General features: G+C 64.3%; 12 protein-coding genes, 1 tRNA gene and 4 pseudogenes. 6 read left to right on the plus strand and 11 right to left on the minus strand.

Annotated features, from left to right (window positions below):
• Positions 1-283: 283 nt before the first annotated feature.
• The 3 genes and pseudogenes from ureC to ACZYZ4_RS08795 all read right to left on the minus strand — a co-directional run.
• Positions 284-723 (minus strand): annotated as a pseudogene (gene ureC, locus ACZYZ4_RS08785) (urease subunit alpha); the annotation flags it as partial.
• Positions 720-1,028, minus strand: coding sequence for an urease subunit beta (locus ACZYZ4_RS08790; RefSeq protein ID WP_463860003.1), 309 nt, complete (start codon positions 1,026-1,028; stop codon positions 720-722). The pseudogene ureC and the gene ACZYZ4_RS08790, both read right to left, overlap by 4 nt.
• A gap of 1 nt (position 1,029) precedes the next feature.
• Positions 1,030-1,143: pseudogene (locus ACZYZ4_RS08795) on the minus strand (urease subunit gamma); the annotation flags it as partial.
• 312 nt (positions 1,144-1,455) lie between these two features.
• On the opposite strand from ACZYZ4_RS08795, the gene ACZYZ4_RS08800 reads away from it, so the two are divergent.
• Entirely contained in the window at positions 1,456-2,703 is a 1,248-nt protein-coding gene (locus tag ACZYZ4_RS08800) for an MFS transporter (RefSeq protein WP_463860240.1), read from the plus strand.
• Between the two features lie 291 nt (positions 2,704-2,994).
• Here ACZYZ4_RS08800 and ACZYZ4_RS08805 read toward each other — a convergent pair.
• The 3 genes and pseudogenes from ACZYZ4_RS08805 to ACZYZ4_RS08815 all read right to left on the minus strand — a co-directional run bounded on the left by ACZYZ4_RS08805 (position 2,995) and on the right by ACZYZ4_RS08815 (position 5,954).
• A pseudogene (locus tag ACZYZ4_RS08805) lies at positions 2,995-4,000 on the minus strand (LacI family DNA-binding transcriptional regulator).
• A 6-nt stretch (positions 4,001-4,006) separates the two neighbouring features.
• Positions 4,007-4,591, minus strand: coding sequence for an HhH-GPD-type base excision DNA repair protein (locus tag ACZYZ4_RS08810; protein ID WP_463860004.1), 585 nt, complete (start codon positions 4,589-4,591; stop codon positions 4,007-4,009).
• A gap of 34 nt (positions 4,592-4,625) precedes the next feature.
• Positions 4,626-5,954: pseudogene (locus tag ACZYZ4_RS08815) on the minus strand (alpha-N-arabinofuranosidase).
• 445 nt (positions 5,955-6,399) lie between these two features.
• Here ACZYZ4_RS08815 and ACZYZ4_RS08820 point away from each other — a divergent pair.
• Positions 6,400-7,257 carry an ANTAR domain-containing protein gene (locus tag ACZYZ4_RS08820; RefSeq protein ID WP_463860006.1) on the plus strand — a complete coding sequence of 286 codons (858 nt, stop codon included), beginning with the start codon at positions 6,400-6,402 and terminating at the stop codon, positions 7,255-7,257.
• Positions 7,258-7,487: 230 nt separating this feature from the next.
• Here the strand turns inward: ACZYZ4_RS08820 and ACZYZ4_RS08825 are convergent.
• A tRNA-Lys gene (locus tag ACZYZ4_RS08825) sits at positions 7,488-7,560 on the minus strand.
• A gap of 206 nt (positions 7,561-7,766) precedes the next feature.
• Between ACZYZ4_RS08825 and ACZYZ4_RS08830 the strand changes: the two genes are divergently transcribed.
• The 3 genes from ACZYZ4_RS08830 to ACZYZ4_RS08840 all read left to right on the plus strand — a co-directional run bounded on the left by ACZYZ4_RS08830 (position 7,767) and on the right by ACZYZ4_RS08840 (position 10,326).
• Positions 7,767-8,426 carry a hypothetical protein gene (locus ACZYZ4_RS08830; protein WP_463860008.1) on the plus strand — a complete coding sequence of 220 codons (660 nt, stop codon included), beginning with the start codon at positions 7,767-7,769 and terminating at the stop codon, positions 8,424-8,426.
• A gap of 267 nt (positions 8,427-8,693) precedes the next feature.
• Entirely contained in the window at positions 8,694-9,311 is a 618-nt protein-coding gene (locus tag ACZYZ4_RS08835; protein ID WP_463860009.1) for a DUF47 domain-containing protein, read from the plus strand.
• Position 9,312: 1 nt separating this feature from the next.
• A complete protein-coding gene (locus ACZYZ4_RS08840; RefSeq protein ID WP_463860011.1) occupies positions 9,313-10,326 on the plus strand; it encodes an inorganic phosphate transporter in 1,014 nt (337 codons plus the stop codon).
• A gap of 181 nt (positions 10,327-10,507) precedes the next feature.
• Here the strand turns inward: ACZYZ4_RS08840 and pstB are convergent, their stop codons facing one another.
• The 4 genes from pstB to pstS all read right to left on the minus strand — a co-directional run bounded on the left by pstB (position 10,508) and on the right by pstS (position 14,639).
• A complete protein-coding gene (gene pstB / locus ACZYZ4_RS08845) occupies positions 10,508-11,287 on the minus strand; it encodes a phosphate ABC transporter ATP-binding protein PstB (protein WP_463860013.1) in 780 nt (259 codons plus the stop codon).
• A gap of 81 nt (positions 11,288-11,368) precedes the next feature.
• Positions 11,369-12,481 carry a phosphate ABC transporter permease PstA gene (pstA, locus tag ACZYZ4_RS08850; protein ID WP_463860015.1) on the minus strand — a complete coding sequence of 371 codons (1,113 nt, stop codon included), beginning with the start codon at positions 12,479-12,481 and terminating at the stop codon, positions 11,369-11,371.
• Positions 12,482-13,414 (minus strand): phosphate ABC transporter permease subunit PstC, encoded by a 933-nt coding sequence (gene pstC / locus ACZYZ4_RS08855; RefSeq protein ID WP_463860017.1) that lies wholly within the window; start codon positions 13,412-13,414, stop codon positions 12,482-12,484.
• 103 nt (positions 13,415-13,517) lie between these two features.
• Entirely contained in the window at positions 13,518-14,639 is a 1,122-nt protein-coding gene (pstS, locus tag ACZYZ4_RS08860; protein ID WP_463860019.1) for a phosphate ABC transporter substrate-binding protein PstS, read from the minus strand.
• A 235-nt stretch (positions 14,640-14,874) separates the two neighbouring features.
• On the opposite strand from pstS, the gene ACZYZ4_RS08865 reads away from it, so the two are divergent.
• Positions 14,875-16,002, plus strand: a complete 1,128-nt coding sequence (locus tag ACZYZ4_RS08865) for an FUSC family protein (protein WP_463860021.1) — start codon at positions 14,875-14,877, stop codon at positions 16,000-16,002.
• Positions 16,003-16,018 lie beyond the last annotated feature (16 nt).

The following is a 16,018-nucleotide window of genomic DNA, read 5'->3' on the forward strand; positions in this document are numbered from 1 at the left end:
GGGCCCGAACTTACATTGATTTCCTGCCACACGGGATCCCTCACAGCCCCCGCGCAAAACTGTTGGTTCCGATTATTGCAGGGGCAGCCCCGGACTGCTTCAACAGGGGAATCAAAACCGTTGGACATCCCTTACTGTTCCTATCACTGAGAACGTTGTCTACCGAAATAGGCACGCGCGATGAAGGGCGACCCCTACTCCATGCAGATCAAAGTCACAAACAATCCGGACGTGTTCGGCACTCACCCTGGCAGGCCTCAGCCTCGCAGCAGCGCTGGCCGGTGGGCGCCTGGTTCGGGGAGATGAGGTGGATGTGGCTGTCCACTCCCCCCGCGGTGAGGATCTTGCGCTCGCCGGCAATGATTCGGTGCTGGCCCCGATCACGATATCCACGCCGTCGGTGATCTGCGGGTTGCCTGCCTTGCCGATCTTGAAGATGTGACCGTCCCCGAGGGCGACGTCGGACTTGTAGATGCCCGTGTAGTCCAGGATGACGGCGTTGGTGATGACGGTGTCCGGGACGTCCTCATCCCGAATCACCTGGCCGTTTTGGCCCATGCCGTCGCGGATCACTTTGCCGCCGCCGAACACCACTTCCTCGCCGTAGACCGTGAGGTCCTTCTCGATTTCGAGGAACAAGTCGGTGTCCGCCAGGCGGATGGCGTCACCCGTCGTCGGGCCGTACAGGTCGGCATACTGCCTGCGGGGTAGGTCGAAGCTCACTGGGCCCCCTCCTTGGATGCTTCGGGATCGGCGGCGTCAAGCCGGCCGTTTACGGCGTTGCTGAGCCCGTAGACTTCGCGGCTGCCGGAGAGTTCAATCAGCCGGACGGTCCTGCTGTCCCCAGGCTCGAACCGCGCCGCGGTGCCGGCGGGGATGTCCAGCCTGCGGCCGTAGGCGGCCTGCCGGTCGAATTTGAGGGCGGCATTCGCCTCGGCAATGTGGAAGTGCGACCCCACCTGGACGGGGCGGTCGCCCGTGTTGGTGACGACGACGCCGGCCGCCTCCCGTCCTGCGTTCACCGTCACCGGTGAGGAGCGTGGTGCCGTAGCTCATCAGGTCCGCCACGGTGCGGCCATCGCGGGCGCCCTCGATCAGTTCGTAGCTGATGATAGGCACGGCCTCGGGGAAGTTCAGTTTCAGCTTGTCCGTCGCCGTGGTTCCGGATTACCCTTTTTCCATCAACACGGATCTGATCGACCATGAGACGCCAGCGCGTCTAGCTGTGAGTCACGTCCCCCACAGCGCAGAGGGCTCAGATGCCCTGCACGTGTGCTCCGGGGTAGGCAAGCTCGCAGTCCCAGCAAAATTTGAAGAAGTCCTGCATCTCTTGGCAATGCAGCCTGCGACGACACCGGCGCAGGCATCAGAAAGGTCCGGTATTGATGTGGCGGAGATGCTAAACTTCTGGGCCTTTGGGTTCGAAGATGGGCTACTTCACAACCCGGCGCAATGATGCCAAGTAGGGGTAATCAAACCCTCGATTCTTTTAAAATTGCGGGATTTCCTCGACTTTTTTTCGCCGCCTTTGTATCTGGTTTGGGTGGATCTCTCGTCCCAATTGCGTTCGCTCTGGAGAGTCACAGAATCGAACCTTCAGGATGGGGCCTGACTGTGGTGCTCCTTTCCCTTTGGTCGGGGCGATTCGTTGGGATGTTTACGGTTCAGCGAATCCGCCCTGCACGAAATCCCGTGCGCGTGATGATATTTTCTGACCTCGTGCGTTTCGTCGCGCAGGCGGGTTTGCTTAGCTGGCTTCTGGCCACAGGAGCAGGTAGTGGTCATGGTGAAGCGATTGCTGCACTGTCGATCTCATCGGGTATCTATGGGATCGCCCTGGCCTTTTTTCAACCGGCGCGATTCACGGTGATTCCACGGCTGATACCAGCGGAGCACCGGGGTCGAGTCAATGCATGGCTATCAGTGTTAGGTGACGTGTTCGCCGTCACTGGACCACTCATAGGTTCGCTGGTTTTCTTGTCGCTTGGGTTCGAAGCAGTACTCCTGATCGACTCGATCGGCTTTCTGCTCGGTATCGTCGTTCTGGCAGGCCTTCGCCTCTCAGATACGTCAAGCGAACCAGTGCCCCTGGCTGAGGCTCCCATTGACACAAAGAGGTACCGCCCGAGGCTTCCTCCAGGAATAAACGTCGGATTACTAACGTGGCTGTTCGTAGCACTCACGATAGGGCTCCTGGGTACTGCTGGCCCGACCCTGGTAATCGAACAGAACTCACCGGCAACCTGGGCGGTGACTGCAGCCTTCATGGCTGCAGGTTCGCTGGTCGGTTCCGCATCGTCCCTGCTTGGATTTCTTCAAAAGATACCCTGGAGGTACCTGCACGTACTGTGCTGCCTAAGCATCGCCGTACAACTACTGTGCTTCTTGTTCATCCCAGTGCCTGTTCTGCTATGGGTAGCTGGGTTCCTGGGTGCTGCACTCACCACTGCATCTGGCATTCACTGGGACACCTTGGGCCAATCCATAGGGGACGAAGCTGTCGTCCACACCTTCGCTGCGCGTGACCAGATAGTCAACACGGTTGGCGTCCCCGCAGGAATGCTGCTGTTCGGCATAGCCGGCGTCACCAACGCTACGTCCCTCATAGTCACCGCCGTTGCAGGTACCGTGGCGCTAATGGGCGTGCTAGTCATGTTTACACAACAACCGAAAATTGAAGACAACCTGCCAGTCCCCGGTTGAACCGGTCTGGCAGGACATAGTCGGAGTTTGCGGTGAGCCCGTTGGCGCGGAGGACTGCGAGGTAACCGTGCAGCCTGGCCACGCTGCATTCGACCGCCTCAGGTCCGCCCAGGAACGCGATCTTCCGGTGGCCCAGGGCATCAGGTGCTCCTTCGCGGCCTTGCCTCCGGCCCAGTTGGTGGCGCCGATGCTCACGTACCCGGAACCGGGAGGGCTGAACGGATCAATCACCACCACGGGAATGTTTCGGCGCAGGACCCGGGCCGACCGCGGCGGCGTCCGAAACGGCCCCTAGGGTGCCGATTCCCGGATCTTCAGCGCAAAGCCAGCTTCTACATGAACGCCGGCCTCCCCCACCTCCAGCCCGTCAATCCGGTCGATCAGCAACCCGACGGACCGTTCCGCAATCTCGTCCATTCCCGGGGACACGGTGGTGAGCGACGGCGAGGCGAACCGTGCCTCGTCGATGTCGTCAAAGCCCGCCACCGCAACGTCCTGGGGCACTTTCACGCCACGGACGAGCAGTTCGTGCATGGCGCCCAGGGCCAGGGCGTTGTTCAGGCCGAACACGGCGTCGAACGGAACGCCGCGCTCCAGGAGGCCGGCGACGGCGGCTGCTCCCCCGTCGCGGCGCCATTCACCGCGCGCCACCAGGGCCGGGTCAAACGGGACGCCGGCGTCTTCCAGTGCGCTCCGATAACCGTTGAGCCGCAGTCCGGCAGAGCCCGCCGACTCCCCGGGGTGGGCGCCGAGCACGGCAATCCGACGTCGGCCTCCCGCCAGCAGGTGGGCGGTGAGGGCGTGGGCGGCGGCCTGGTTTCTCATGGTGACCAGATCCAGCCGGGGATCCAGAATGTACTCGCCGAGGAGCACCACCGGCTTGGTGCCGCGATGGGTGGTTACGGCGTCGGCGCCCATCACCAGGGGCGTGAACAGCAGGCCGTCGGTCAGCTGCCCCAGCGGACCCTGCAAGGCACCCAGTTCGTTTAGCTTCCAGGGCGCCGGATTGTTCCACGAGCACCCGGTAGCCGCGCCGCTCCGCCGCCAACATCACCCGGGAGGCCAGTTCCGCGTAGTACGGCGCGGCGAGGTCGGACAGCACCAGGCCCAGCATGTGGGTCTTCCCAGAACGCAGGCTGCGGGCCGTCAGGTTCGCTTCGTACCCCAGTTCGGCGATGGAGTCCTGGACGCGTTGCCTGGTGGCCGCCCGGATGAACTCGTAGTCGTTGAGCACGTTCGAAACGGTCTTCAGCGATACCCCGGCCGCGCGCGCCACATCGTTCATGGTCACGGCCATGCGCGGTCAGCCTTTGGCAGCCTTGGCCGCCGCCTTTGCTGCCTGCTTGCTGGCCCGCACCTTGACGAGCGATTCAGGACTCACAATGTCGGCGACCGAGAGGAAGGCATCTTCCTGGCCGTAGTGCCCGGCGGCCTCGCGCCAGCCGGGCGCCGCCAGCCCGCGCTGCTTCCCCAGGAGCGCAAGGAAGATTTTCGCCTTCTGCTCCCCGAATCCGGGCAGCGCCTGCAGCCGGCGCAGCACCTCCGGGCCGTCGGGGTCGCCCTTGGTCCAGACCAGCGTCGCGTCGCCGTCCCAGTCGTGCTGGACAGTTTCGGCGAGGGCCTGGACGCGCCCCGCCATCGAGCCGGGGAACCGGTGCACCGCGGGCCGTTCCCTGAACACCTCGACGAACGCCTGAGGTTCATACGCGGCAACCGCGGCCGGGTCGATGGACCCGATCCGGGCCCGGATCTTCTCCGGCCCGGCAAAGGCGGATTCCATGGTTACCTGCTGGTCCAGCAGCATGCCTGTCAGCAGCGCAAACGCGTCATCGGTCAGCAGTTGATCGGCGGCCGGGTCCCCGGTGATATGCAGTTCCATGGCCCTCATCTTTCCACCTCCCGCGGCCTGCGTCATGACCCAGCTAGGAATCGAGCCCCAACCGGATCATGGACCAGGATACCGCCGGGAGTTCTGCGGTGAGCCGGTCGCCGTCGGCCTTGACGCTCACGTTCGCGGCGGGCAGGACCGACGTCGAATCTTCCGCCGTTGACCGCCAGTACGGGTCCTTGTTCGCGTAGGTGACCGCTTCCACCACCCGGACGCTGCCGAGGCCCGCGTCGACGGCGTCCAGTGTCAGAGGGTCCGTCGCCGAGCGGTTCACGGCGAAGATGACCGCCTCGCCCGCTTCGGTGTCCGGGGTTGCGACAGCCGACAGGGCGGAAAAGTCCGTTGTAGTACCGCCGCCGACCAACGGGGACTCGACGGCGAGCTGTAGCACAGTGCCGGCGGCATGCCGGGAGGTGAGGGCAAAGGGGTGGAAGGTGGTCTGCTTCCAGGCCCGGCCTCCCGGTTCGGTCATGATGGGGGCAATGACGTTGACCAGCTGGGCCAGGCTCGCGGCGTGCACGCGGTCGGTGTTGCGCAGCAGGGTGATGAGGAGGTCCCCGACGACGACGGCGTCCGCCACCGTGTATTTGTCCTCCAGCAGGGCCGGGGCCACCGGCCAGTCCTTGCCGGTGGGTGCCTTGGATTCGGTGCGGCGCATGTGCGTGACGTTCCACTCGTCAACGGACATGTTGACCTGTTTGCTGGATTTCCTGACGGACTTCCCGTGGTCGATATGGTTTACGCTGTCCCGGATGGAGGACTCCATTTTGTGCCCGGCAGCCAGGTGTTCCTGCAGGTCACCGGTGTCCTCAAAGTACTGGTGGGCGAATATCAGGTCCACGAGGCACCACATCCTGATGCCATAGCCGTTCTCAGCTCAATTGGCCTTGCGCTGGTCCGAGAAGGCCGTGCCGCCGTCGATATTGCAGTATTCCAGCAGGCCAGCGCCGCCTGGATCCCGCGCGTGCCCAGGTTGACCGCCATCATCGGTTCACGCCCGCCCTAACCGACCACTTGGCGAACTCGTCAACGTCCACGAGGTTGGGATCGGTGGAGTGCCAGGCGAGATCCAGCCGTGCCGGGCGCTGCTCCTCCGGTGCCACGCCGTCTTCCCAGCGGTACCCCGACACAAAGTCGCCGCCCGGGTACCGGACCGCGGAAACACCGAGTTCGCGGGTCAGTTCCAGGACGCCCGTTCGGAACCCGTCCCCGTTCGCCCGGGGTGCTCCGGCTCGAAGATTCCGGTGTAGACGCAGCGGTCCCTGGTGTTCCACGAAGGCGCCGAACTCCGTCGCCGGACGGGTCCAACAGTGAACGCCGGGTCGATGGTGATCTTGCCGGTGGCGGTCTTTGCTGTACTCACGTTAGGTCCTTCGTTCCAGGCATTTTCAACGTTGTAGATTTTCTATCTCGGCGCTGGCGGCGTGGGAGTCAAGGAGTTTGGTGGAGGAATTTTGATGCGCAGATTGGAGTAGGCGGCCGAAAAACCAAGTACTACCTAATTTGAAAAACAAGTACCGATTACGCGGTTGCCCGGGACCACGACAGAACTACCTTCGACTAAGAGCAAAGACTCGCAAATCGCACTGAATTGGAAGTCTCACTTGGGGGGTTGTGAGAAGGATGAATACTCGACTTGGCAGCCGCGTTTTCCCGTCCCAAAGGGTCCGGGAAGTAAGCGGGGCCGGCGACGAGGAGGTCTTCGAGACCAAGGCCTCTCCCCCAGCCGTCGCCGGCCCTCCGCTCTCCACTGTTCACATCCATCGAACTCCATCAGTCCGATCCCGGCGGCCCATGGCGAGACGGACATGAAGTCTTCCCGTTCCGAAACTTCCCAGGCACACACGTCGGCGGGCAGGCGGCCAGCGCCCGCACATCCGACCCAACACGCCATCCAGCACGGAGTCCCCCATCCGGGGCCGGCAGCCAAAGCGGTCACCATCGGATTGGTCGGCGCCGAGGGGCTTATTCCCGATTTTGCCACTGGCGCGAAGGACCTGGCTGACTCTCTGGAGATCCTCGTCCACCTAGGAGCGGCCACGCTGAGCCGGATCGCGGGTGTCCCCATCGAATGCGCCGTGACCCTGAACCGGGTCAAACGCGTCAAAACCACCGCCGGAACCGGCACACCGACCGAAAGGTTGGCCCGGTTGGAGCAGGAGGTCGGCGAAGGCCCCCTGACGGAAGCCCTCGCCGGCACAGGTACAGCAGCCATGAACCATGTGGCCACCGACTTCCGCTGGGCACGCTACAGGCCGTACCTGCAGGATGCCGGGTTCAGCAGCGTCCTGGGCCTCCGGCTTTCGCTGGACGAAGGTACCGAGGCGGCCCTCGCCTTCTTCGCAGCCAGCCCCCAGGCGTTCCCGCTGCAGGTGATCGCCGAGGCGCGCGGCTTCACGGACATCGCGGCCCGCGGCCTCAGGCTGGTCCTTGAGCTGCAGTCGGCCAGCACCAGGGCATCGGATCTGCAGTCAGCCTTGGAAAGCCGGACGTCAATCGACATTGCCTGCGGCGTCATCATGGCGCAGAACAGGTGCTCCTACAACGAGGCGATCGGCATCATCTCCAGGGCATCCAGCCACCGGAACATCAAGCTCCGCACGGTTGCTGAGGGCATCCTGGCGAACTTGCCGGGCGGTGCGCCGGACACTCATTTCGAGCACTAGCCGCCCGCGGGGCTAGTGGTGATGCGGCGCGGCACCGTGTCTGGGAAGAACGACGCTGACACCAGTAATCGTTCAGCCTCGAGAACTGCCCCCACATCAGGCATCCTGCCAGCCTACCGGCGCGAACTTTGCCGCTCGGCACGGCTCTGAACAACGGGCCATTCGGCCGGGCCGACTGTCGCTTAACGAAAGAAGACCAGAGACGGAGTGTCTCTGGTCTTCTGCGTGGGTGGGCCCTGTGGGGATCGAACCCACGACCCACGGATTAAAAGTCCGATGCTCTACCAACTGAGCTAAAGGCCCCAGCTGACGGTCAAACGACCGATCAGCCCAGTCCATTTCTGGACGTAAAATACTTTACCCCACACACGGGGCGGCTTTGGCACGAAGACGCGCGCCGCCGTCGTACGTTCCGGATTCCGTACAGTGTCACCGGCGCCGGTAAGGTGCTGCATCCTGACTGCGAACAGCACTCGATTTCCCGCGCGGCACAGGAGTAGCGTGGGGGCATGAGCGAACACGCAAGCCCCAGTCACTACGGCGGAGCCAACCGGCATCACAAGCCCAAGCCGTTCGCCCCCATCGACTTTGAGCCGTTCGCCGGCGGTCCGGATCCTGCGCGCGTCTCCGAGGCCGCACACCTCGCCGCCCAGGCGCTGGTGCGCCACGGACGCGACAGCGACGATCCCGTCATCACCGAACGCCTGGTCAAGCTGACGGACGAGCAGGGCCTGGAAGCCATCGCGGAGATGTGGGCGGAAAGCCCGGCGCGTTCGCTGCCCGGCGCCCTCTGGCGGCTGTACGCCCTGCGCGCCGCCACCGTCCAGGACCCGGAACGGATCTCCGTATACTTCCGCGCAGGCAAGGACACCGCGCAGGTTTCCAACGTGGTGGCCGGTGCCGCTGAACCGCCGGGCGCCGAGGAAATGCGGGCCATGGCTGACGCCATACTCTCCGGAGCGTTCGACGGCGAGTTCGACGTCGCGCTGGAACGTTCCGCCGCGTTCTGCCGCGTCGTGGCGCTCGGCCAGGCGACGATCGCCGACGGTGCCGAGCACGGCAACGAGGCCCACGCGAGCAAGCTCACGCGCAACTCGCACCAGCTCGTGAAGACCGCTGAGGACCTTGAGCACGCGGCAAATGCCTGGCGCCTGGGCGAGCTCGACTGAACCACCGGCGCCGATCTGTCAATGTTGACTTGGACCAAGCAACGTAGAACACTGAAACTGGTGTCGAGCCGCGAAACCCCCGGGCTTCAACAATTAGCCGCCTAGAGCGGCCTACCGCCGAGAGGCGTATCCGGTTCGGCACCATTTTTTATGCTTGTTTACAGGCTGCAGGCACGGGCCGGTAGAATCAACGCAGCTGCTGGCCTGCGTCAAGTCACAAGTGGGCGGCCCCCGCCCCTGCACATCCCCGGAGACCGGTATCCCAACGTGAAGCTGCGCCTTTTTCCCCAGGAGCCCGCAGGGCTGACCCTGCTGTGCCAGATGGCCCAGCAACTTGTGCATGCCAGCGCCACCATGGCAGAGATCCTGGGCGTTCCCGCATCCGAGCACGCCAAGCTCGTGGACGACATGCACAACCACGAGGCCAAGTCCGCCGAACTTCACTTTGCCTTGCTCACCCACATGCGCACGAGCTTTGTGAACCCGCTCCCCCGCGAAGACATGTACGCACTGTCCCGCTACCTCAACGAGGCCCTCGAGAAACTGGATGGTGCCGCGGAACTTGTGTCCCTGTATCAGCTCGACCGCCTGCCGCGGCGGGCGGCAGACCAGCTCGAGATCATCAGCCGGCAAGCCGAACTCACCGTGGACGCCATGCGCCGGCTCAACAACCTCGACGACCTCGAGGATTACTGGATCGAGATCCTCAGGCTCGCCAAACGCGCGGAACGGACCCACCGGGTCTGGGTAGCGGACATGATCCGGGACATGAAGTGGGCGCAGTATTCCCGTAACCGCGACGTCGCCAACCAGCTGGTGGAAGTCACCAAAGACATGCGCCGCATCGCTACCCAGGTAGGCAGCATCATCGTCAAGGAATCCTGACGTGACAGCAGTGATTTTCGGCGTTGTGGTCCTGTTGACCGCAACGTTTGCCTTCCTCAACGGCTTCAGGGATGTCTCCACGTCCGTGGCGATGGCCGTCCGCACCCGGGCACTCACGCCCAGCGTGGCTGTGCTGCTGGCCGCCGTTTTCAACTTCGTTGGCGCCCTGATCAGCGCGACCGCAGTGGTTGCCATCAGCCACACCTGGATCCACCTGCCGGATGGCGCAAGCGGTCTCAGCATCCTGGTGGCAGCCTTGGCCAGTGCCTGCGCCTGGGGACTGCTCATGTGGTGGCGCGGCATCCCCGCGTCCTCCACGCACGCCCTGGTGGGCGGGCTGGCCGGGGCAGGGCTCGCCAGCCTGGCCGTGGGCGGAATGGGAGTAGGCGGCGTTGACGATTCCCTGCTCGTCCAGGTTCTCCTGCCGCTGCTGCTCTCGCCCGCCGTCGCTTACGTTGGCTCGTACCTGCTGGTTTTCCCGGTGACCTGGGCGGCGCGGTATGCCCAGCCGAACGTGGTCAACGAGCGCTTCCGCCGCAGCCAGGCCATCGCGGCCGGTGCCGTGGCGTTCGGCCACGGCCTGCAGGACGGCCAGCGTGTGGGTGCCGTACTGCTCCTGGCACTGCTCGCGGCGGGCTATTCCGACGGCGAGAGCATCCCCCTGTGGGTGGCGCTGGTTTCCGCTGTGATGATCACAGCCGGAACACTTTTTGGCGGCTGGCGGATCTCCCACACCATCGGCTACAAGATCACCAGGGTGGACCCGCTGCGGGGCTCCGTGGCCCAGACCTTCAGCGGCGCAATGCTGTTTCTCGGGGCGATCGCGCTGCATTGGCCCCTCTCCACCACCCACACCGTAACCGCGGCCGTGCTGGGGGCCGGCGAGAACCAGCACTTCTCCGTCACCAACCGGAAGCTGGTCATGCAGATCCTGGCGCTGTGGGTCCTGACCCCCGCGGCAGCCGCGGCCGGGGCCTTCGTGCTGGCCCTGGCGCTGTCGCCCTTGGCTGCTTAAGGGCGGCCTGGGCGCAGCACCCTTGGCTTAAACGCCGCATCGACTGCTCCGTAAGCGCCCTTATGAGCTGTCAAAGTGCGCTTATGGAGCAATCGATGCAAGGGGCGGCTGGGAGCCGGTGTTGGGCCCACACCGGCGAGGGCCCCGGCCTGAGCTTGCGAAGGCTGGGAGCCGGTGGGGATTATCCGAAGCGGCCGGAGACGTAGTCCTCGGTGGCCTTCACGGTGGGGTTGTTGAAGATGGTCTGAGTGTTCCCGTATTCGATCAGCTTGCCCGGCTTGCCGGTACCGGCGATGTTGAAGAACGCCGTCTTGTCCGAGACGCGTGCGGCCTGCTGCATGTTGTGGGTCACGATCACCACGGTGTACTGGTCCTTGAGCTCGTTGATGAGGTCTTCGATGGCCAGGGTGGAGATCGGGTCCAATGCGGAGCACGGCTCGTCCATGAGGATCACCTGCGGTTCCACGGCAATGGCACGGGCGATGCAGAGGCGCTGCTGCTGGCCGCCTGACAGGCCGGAACCAGGCTTCTCCAGCCGGTCCTTGACCTCGTTCCAGAGGTTGGCGCTCTTAAGGGAGCTTTCCACCAAGACGTCGGCCTCGCCTTTGGAGATCTTCTTGTTGTTCAGCTTCACTCCGGCCAGCACGTTGTCCCGGATGGACATCGTGGGGAACGGGTTGGGCCGTTGGAAGACCATGCCGATCTGCGAACGCACGGTCACCGGGTCCACGCCGGGACCGTACAGGTTGTCGCCGTCCATCAGGACTTCGCCTTCGACGCGGGCGCCGGGCAGAACTTCGTGCATGCGGTTCAGGGTGCGCAGGAACGTGGACTTGCCACAGCCTGAGGGACCGATGAAGGCCGTCACGGACTTGGCCTCGATATTGATGCTGACGTCCTCCACGGCCAGGAAATCGCCGTAGTACACGTTCAGGTCTTTGACGTCGATGCGCTTAGACATGATGTTCCTTCACTTGCTGGGGGTACGGATTGAAGTCTAGGGTTTGGCCGCGAGGACCGGAATGCCCTGCCGAAAAATTCTTCAGCGGCCGGACTTGGGGGCAAAGGTCCTGGCGATCAGCCGGGCACCAAGGTTCAGGGCCATCACCAGGATGATCAGCACCAGGGCGGCGCCCCAGGCCCGCTGCGAGGACGGGTCCGGGTTCGCCGGCGACGTGGGGTTCAGGATCTGGGTGTAGATGAACGTGGGCAGGGAGGCCATCCAGCCGCCGAACACGTTGTTGTTGATGCTGGTGGCAAAACCGGCGGTGACCAGGATGGGTGCGGTCTCGCCGATCACGCGGGCGATCGCCAGGGTGACACCGGACGCGATGCCTGAGATCGCCGTCGGGATGACCACCTTGATGATGGTGCGCCACTTGCGCACGCCCAGCGCGTACGCCGCTTCACGCAGTTCGTTGGGGACGATCTTGAGCATTTCCTCGCTGGAACGCACCACAACGGGAATCATCAGGACGGAGAGCGCGACGGCGGCGACGGCACCGGTTTTGGTGCCGGGACCAACCACCGCGAAGAAGAAGGCTGCGGCGAACAGGCCGGCGACGATGGACGGGATGCCGGTCATCACGTCCACAAAGAACGTGATGGCGCGGGCCAGCCGGCCGTCGTTGCCGTACTCCACCAGGTAAATAGCGGTCAGCAGGCCCACCGGTACGGAGATCACGGTGGCTACGAGCGTGATCTGGACGGTGCCCATCAGTGCATGGTAAATGCCGCCGATCACGGGGGCGCCCTCTTCAGCTGCCTTGTTGTCGTAGACGCCCGTGACGCCGTTCATGGAGCTGGTGAGGAATCCCGGGTTGATGATGCCGGGGACGCCGTTGACCAGCACCGTCCAGATCACGGAGATCAGCGGGAGCAGCGCGACCAGGAACGAGCCCACCACCAGGCAGGTGGCCAGCTTGTCCTTGGCTTTGCGGGAGCCTTCGACGACGGCGCTCCAGCCCACCAAACCGGCGGTGAAGAGGATGGCCGAGACGATGCCCCAGCCGAAGGCGTTAAAACCGATCAGTGCCAGGATTGCGGCGCCCACGATGAGCGCGGCTGCCAGGACGACGTACGGCGCGAAGGCGGGCAGCCGGCCCTTGGTCAGGGCTGAACGCTTGCTGCGCACCGGGGTGAGAGTGGAGGACATTTAGTTTGCTCCCGAGAATTCTTTGTGCCGGGTGATGATCCAGCGGGCGATCATGTTGACTCCCAGGGTGATCACAAAAAGGACCAGGCCGGCGGCGATCAGCGTGCTGACCTTCAGGCCGCTGGCTTCGGGGAAGTTCAGGGCAATTTCCGCAGCAATGGTCTGATTGCCTGACGTGATCAGGCTGGCGGTCAGGGCGCCGGAGGAGAGGACCAGGGCCACGGCCATGGTCTCGCCGAGCGCGCGGCCCAGGCCCAGCATAACGGCGCTGATGATGCCCGGGCGGGCGAACGGCAGGACCGACATCTTGATCATTTCCCAGCGCGTAGCTCCAAGTGCCAGGGCGGCTTCCTCGTGGAGCTTCGGCGTCTGCAGGAAGATTTCACGGCTTAGGGACGTGATGATGGGCAGGACCATCACCGAGAGCACAATGCCCGCGGTCAGAATGGTCTTGCCGGTGGCGGAGGCGGGACCCTGGAAGATGGGCAGCCAGCTCATGTTCTCGGCGAGCCAGTTGTACGCCGGAGAGATTTCCTTGGCGAGGAACGCAGCACCCCAGGCGCCATAGATAACTGACGGGATGGCGGCCAGTAGGTCAACCACATAGCCGAGGGCAGAGGCGAGGCCGCGAGGTGCGAAATGCGAGATGAACAGCGCCACCCCGATGGCGATAGGTGTGGCGATCACCAGGGCAATGACTGCGGCGATGAGGGTGCCGACGACAATCGGCCAGATGTAGGCGAAGAAGCCTTCGCCGCCCTGGATCTCGTCTGCCGGGGCTGTCAGCGCCGGAATGGCCTGGACTACAAGGAACAGGGCCACGCCGAACAGAACGGCAAGGATGAGGCAGCCGGCGGCTAGGGCGGCGCCGGAAAAGATCTTATCCCCGGCGCGGGCTGCGCCCTGGGAACTTCTCAGGGAGGTGGCGGTCATTGCAGACCCTTCGGTTGTGGTGGTGCCAAAAAGCTAGCTTACAAAAGCCAAGTTCCCCGCCCCGCCTGTCGGCGTGGCGGGGAACTTGGCTCAGGGACAGGTATTAGGACTTGACCTTGATGGACTCGATGGCCTTGACGGCCTTCTCTGCGAGAGCCGAGGAGAGCGGTGCGGACTTCGCTGAGTCAGCAGCTGCCTTCTGGCCTGCTTCGGAGACTACGTAGCTTTCGAAGGCCTTGACCAGGTCAACGGTTTCCTGCTTGTCGTAAGTGGTGCAGACAACGTGGTAGGAAACCAGGACGATCGGGTATGCACCCTTGGCGGTGGTCTTCCGGTCCAGCTTAATGGCGACGTCGGTGGCGGAGCGGCCTTCGACGGGCTTGCCGGCTTCAACAGCCTTGGCAGCGGCATCCGCGGAGATCTTGACAAAATCCTCGCCCACCTTGATGGAGGCGGTGCCCAGCTTGCCGCCCACAGCGGAGTCATCCGCGTAGGTCACGGCGCCCGGGGTGTCGGTGACGGTCTTGACGACACCGGAGGTTCCCTTGGCGTTCTCGCCCTGCAGGGCTGCAGGCCACACGCCGGAAGCCTTGTCGGTCCACACATCAGCAGCAGCCGCGGCAAGGTACTCGGTGAAGTTGGTGGTGGTGCCCGAATCGTCAGAGCGGTTCACCGGCGTGACCTTGAGGTCAGGGAGGGTGACGCCCGGGTTCAGGGCAGCGATGGAGGGATCGTTCCAGTTGGCGACCTCGCCGCGGAAGATCTTGGCCACCGCGGCGGCGTCCAGCTTCAGCTCGGTGACGCCGGGGAGGTTGAAGGCCACGGCGATCGGGGAGATGTAGACCGGGATGTTTATGGCGCCTTCGGGGCCGCACAGGGCCTTGGAGCTGGCCAGCTCTTCATCCTTGAGGTACGCGTCGGAGCCGGCGAAATGGGCCGAGCCGTCGATGATGGCCTTGCGGCCTGCGCCGGAACCGTCCGGGGAGTACTGCACAGTGGCGCCGGAGTTGGCGGCGGCGAAGCCGGCCTTCCAGGCGTCCATGGCTGCGCCGGTGGAGGATGCTCCGATGCCGGTCAGCGTGCCGGTGACCTTGGGGCCGGCAGAAGTCGGGTTGCCCGCAGGCGTGTTGCCCGTGGCGTTGTCTGAACCGCAGGCGGTAAGCGCGAGAGCGCCGGCTGCAATAACAGCGATAGCCGCGTGGCGGCCGAAGCGGAGTGCCTTCACTAGATGTACCCCTTCCAGGGTTATTCAGTAGCGGGCAGGACTGGAGAGGCCCTGCAGCGCGATGCGTACGTTTTGTACCTTCAATTGAAGGTATGGGCCGCAGGTAACGGGATGGGCGGCCGCAGGTGAACAGAAGATTAACGACGGCGACATATTGGCTTACAACTGTAGCGTCACCATTGCGCAGGTCACACTTTCGGACGTAGGTGCCCGGGCGGCAAATACACTGGAGGGCATGGCCGCAGCAGCAGGACTCTCAGCAAGCAGGCGTTTCCTGCGCGGACGCATCCGCACCGGCCTGGTCCGGAGCCGGAACTCGCTTGTCCCCGCCGTCCAGATGACCGCGTGCGCGGTAGGGGCGTACGCCTTCGCCGAGTACGTCCTGGGGCACTCCGGCCCCCTCTTTGCGGCCACATCGTCACTGATAGCCCTAGGCTTCTCGCGTGACCCGCGGCTGCGCCGGGTGATGGAGGTGGGCCTTGGCTGCACTATCGGGATCGCCGTGGGTGACCTGCTGCTGCACTGGCTGGGCAGCGGAATCTGGCAGGCCGCCGTCGTACTTCTGTTCTCCATCCTGCTGGCTCGTTTCCTGGACAGCGGCAACATTTTTACCACGCAGCTGGGGCTGCAATCCTTGCTGGTGGTGCTGCTGCCGGCGCCGGCCGGCGGGCCGTTCACGCGCAGCCTGGACGCCGTGGTGGGTGGCCTTTTCGCCCTCCTGGTGACCGTCCTGATTCCGAAGGACCCACGCCGAGAGCCCCGCAAGGATGTCCGGAAACTGCTGCACGAGCTTGCCGAGGTGCTCCGGGAATGTGCCACGGCCCTGACTGAGAGCGACTCCACGCAGGCCTGGCACGCGCTGATCCGAGGCCGGAACTGCCAGCCGCTGGTGGACGGGATGCGGCAGTCGCTGCGCGCCTCCGGCGAAGTGGCCACGCTGGCGCCAGCCTACCGCCGGCACCGTGACGAGCTGGACCGGCTTGAGAATTCCCTTGACTTCATCGACCTTGCGCTTCGGAACAGCCGCGTCTTCGCACGCCGGCTGACCAGCGCCATCAACCACGCCGCGCTTTCAGACAACGCCACCGAGAACATTGCCGACGTGCTCCAGGAAACCGCAGCCGCGATTGATGAACTGTCGCTCGGCCTGGCCGAGATGCACGACGGCGTGCGCCGTGCCCATCTGCGCACGGCCCGGCAGGACTTCAGCGAGATCGCGCTGCGGCTGCACCCCAAGCTGCTGGAGGTCGAACGGCTTGAGGGTGAGACTGTGGTGATGCTGTTCCGGCCGCTCATGGTGGACCTCCTGGAGGCCACCGGCATGGATGCGCGCGAGGCCCGGGACGTGCTGCCGGGGTTGTAGCGCCGGCGCCGGTGCT

The sequence above is a fragment of the Pseudarthrobacter adonitolis genome (genome assembly GCF_055412845.1).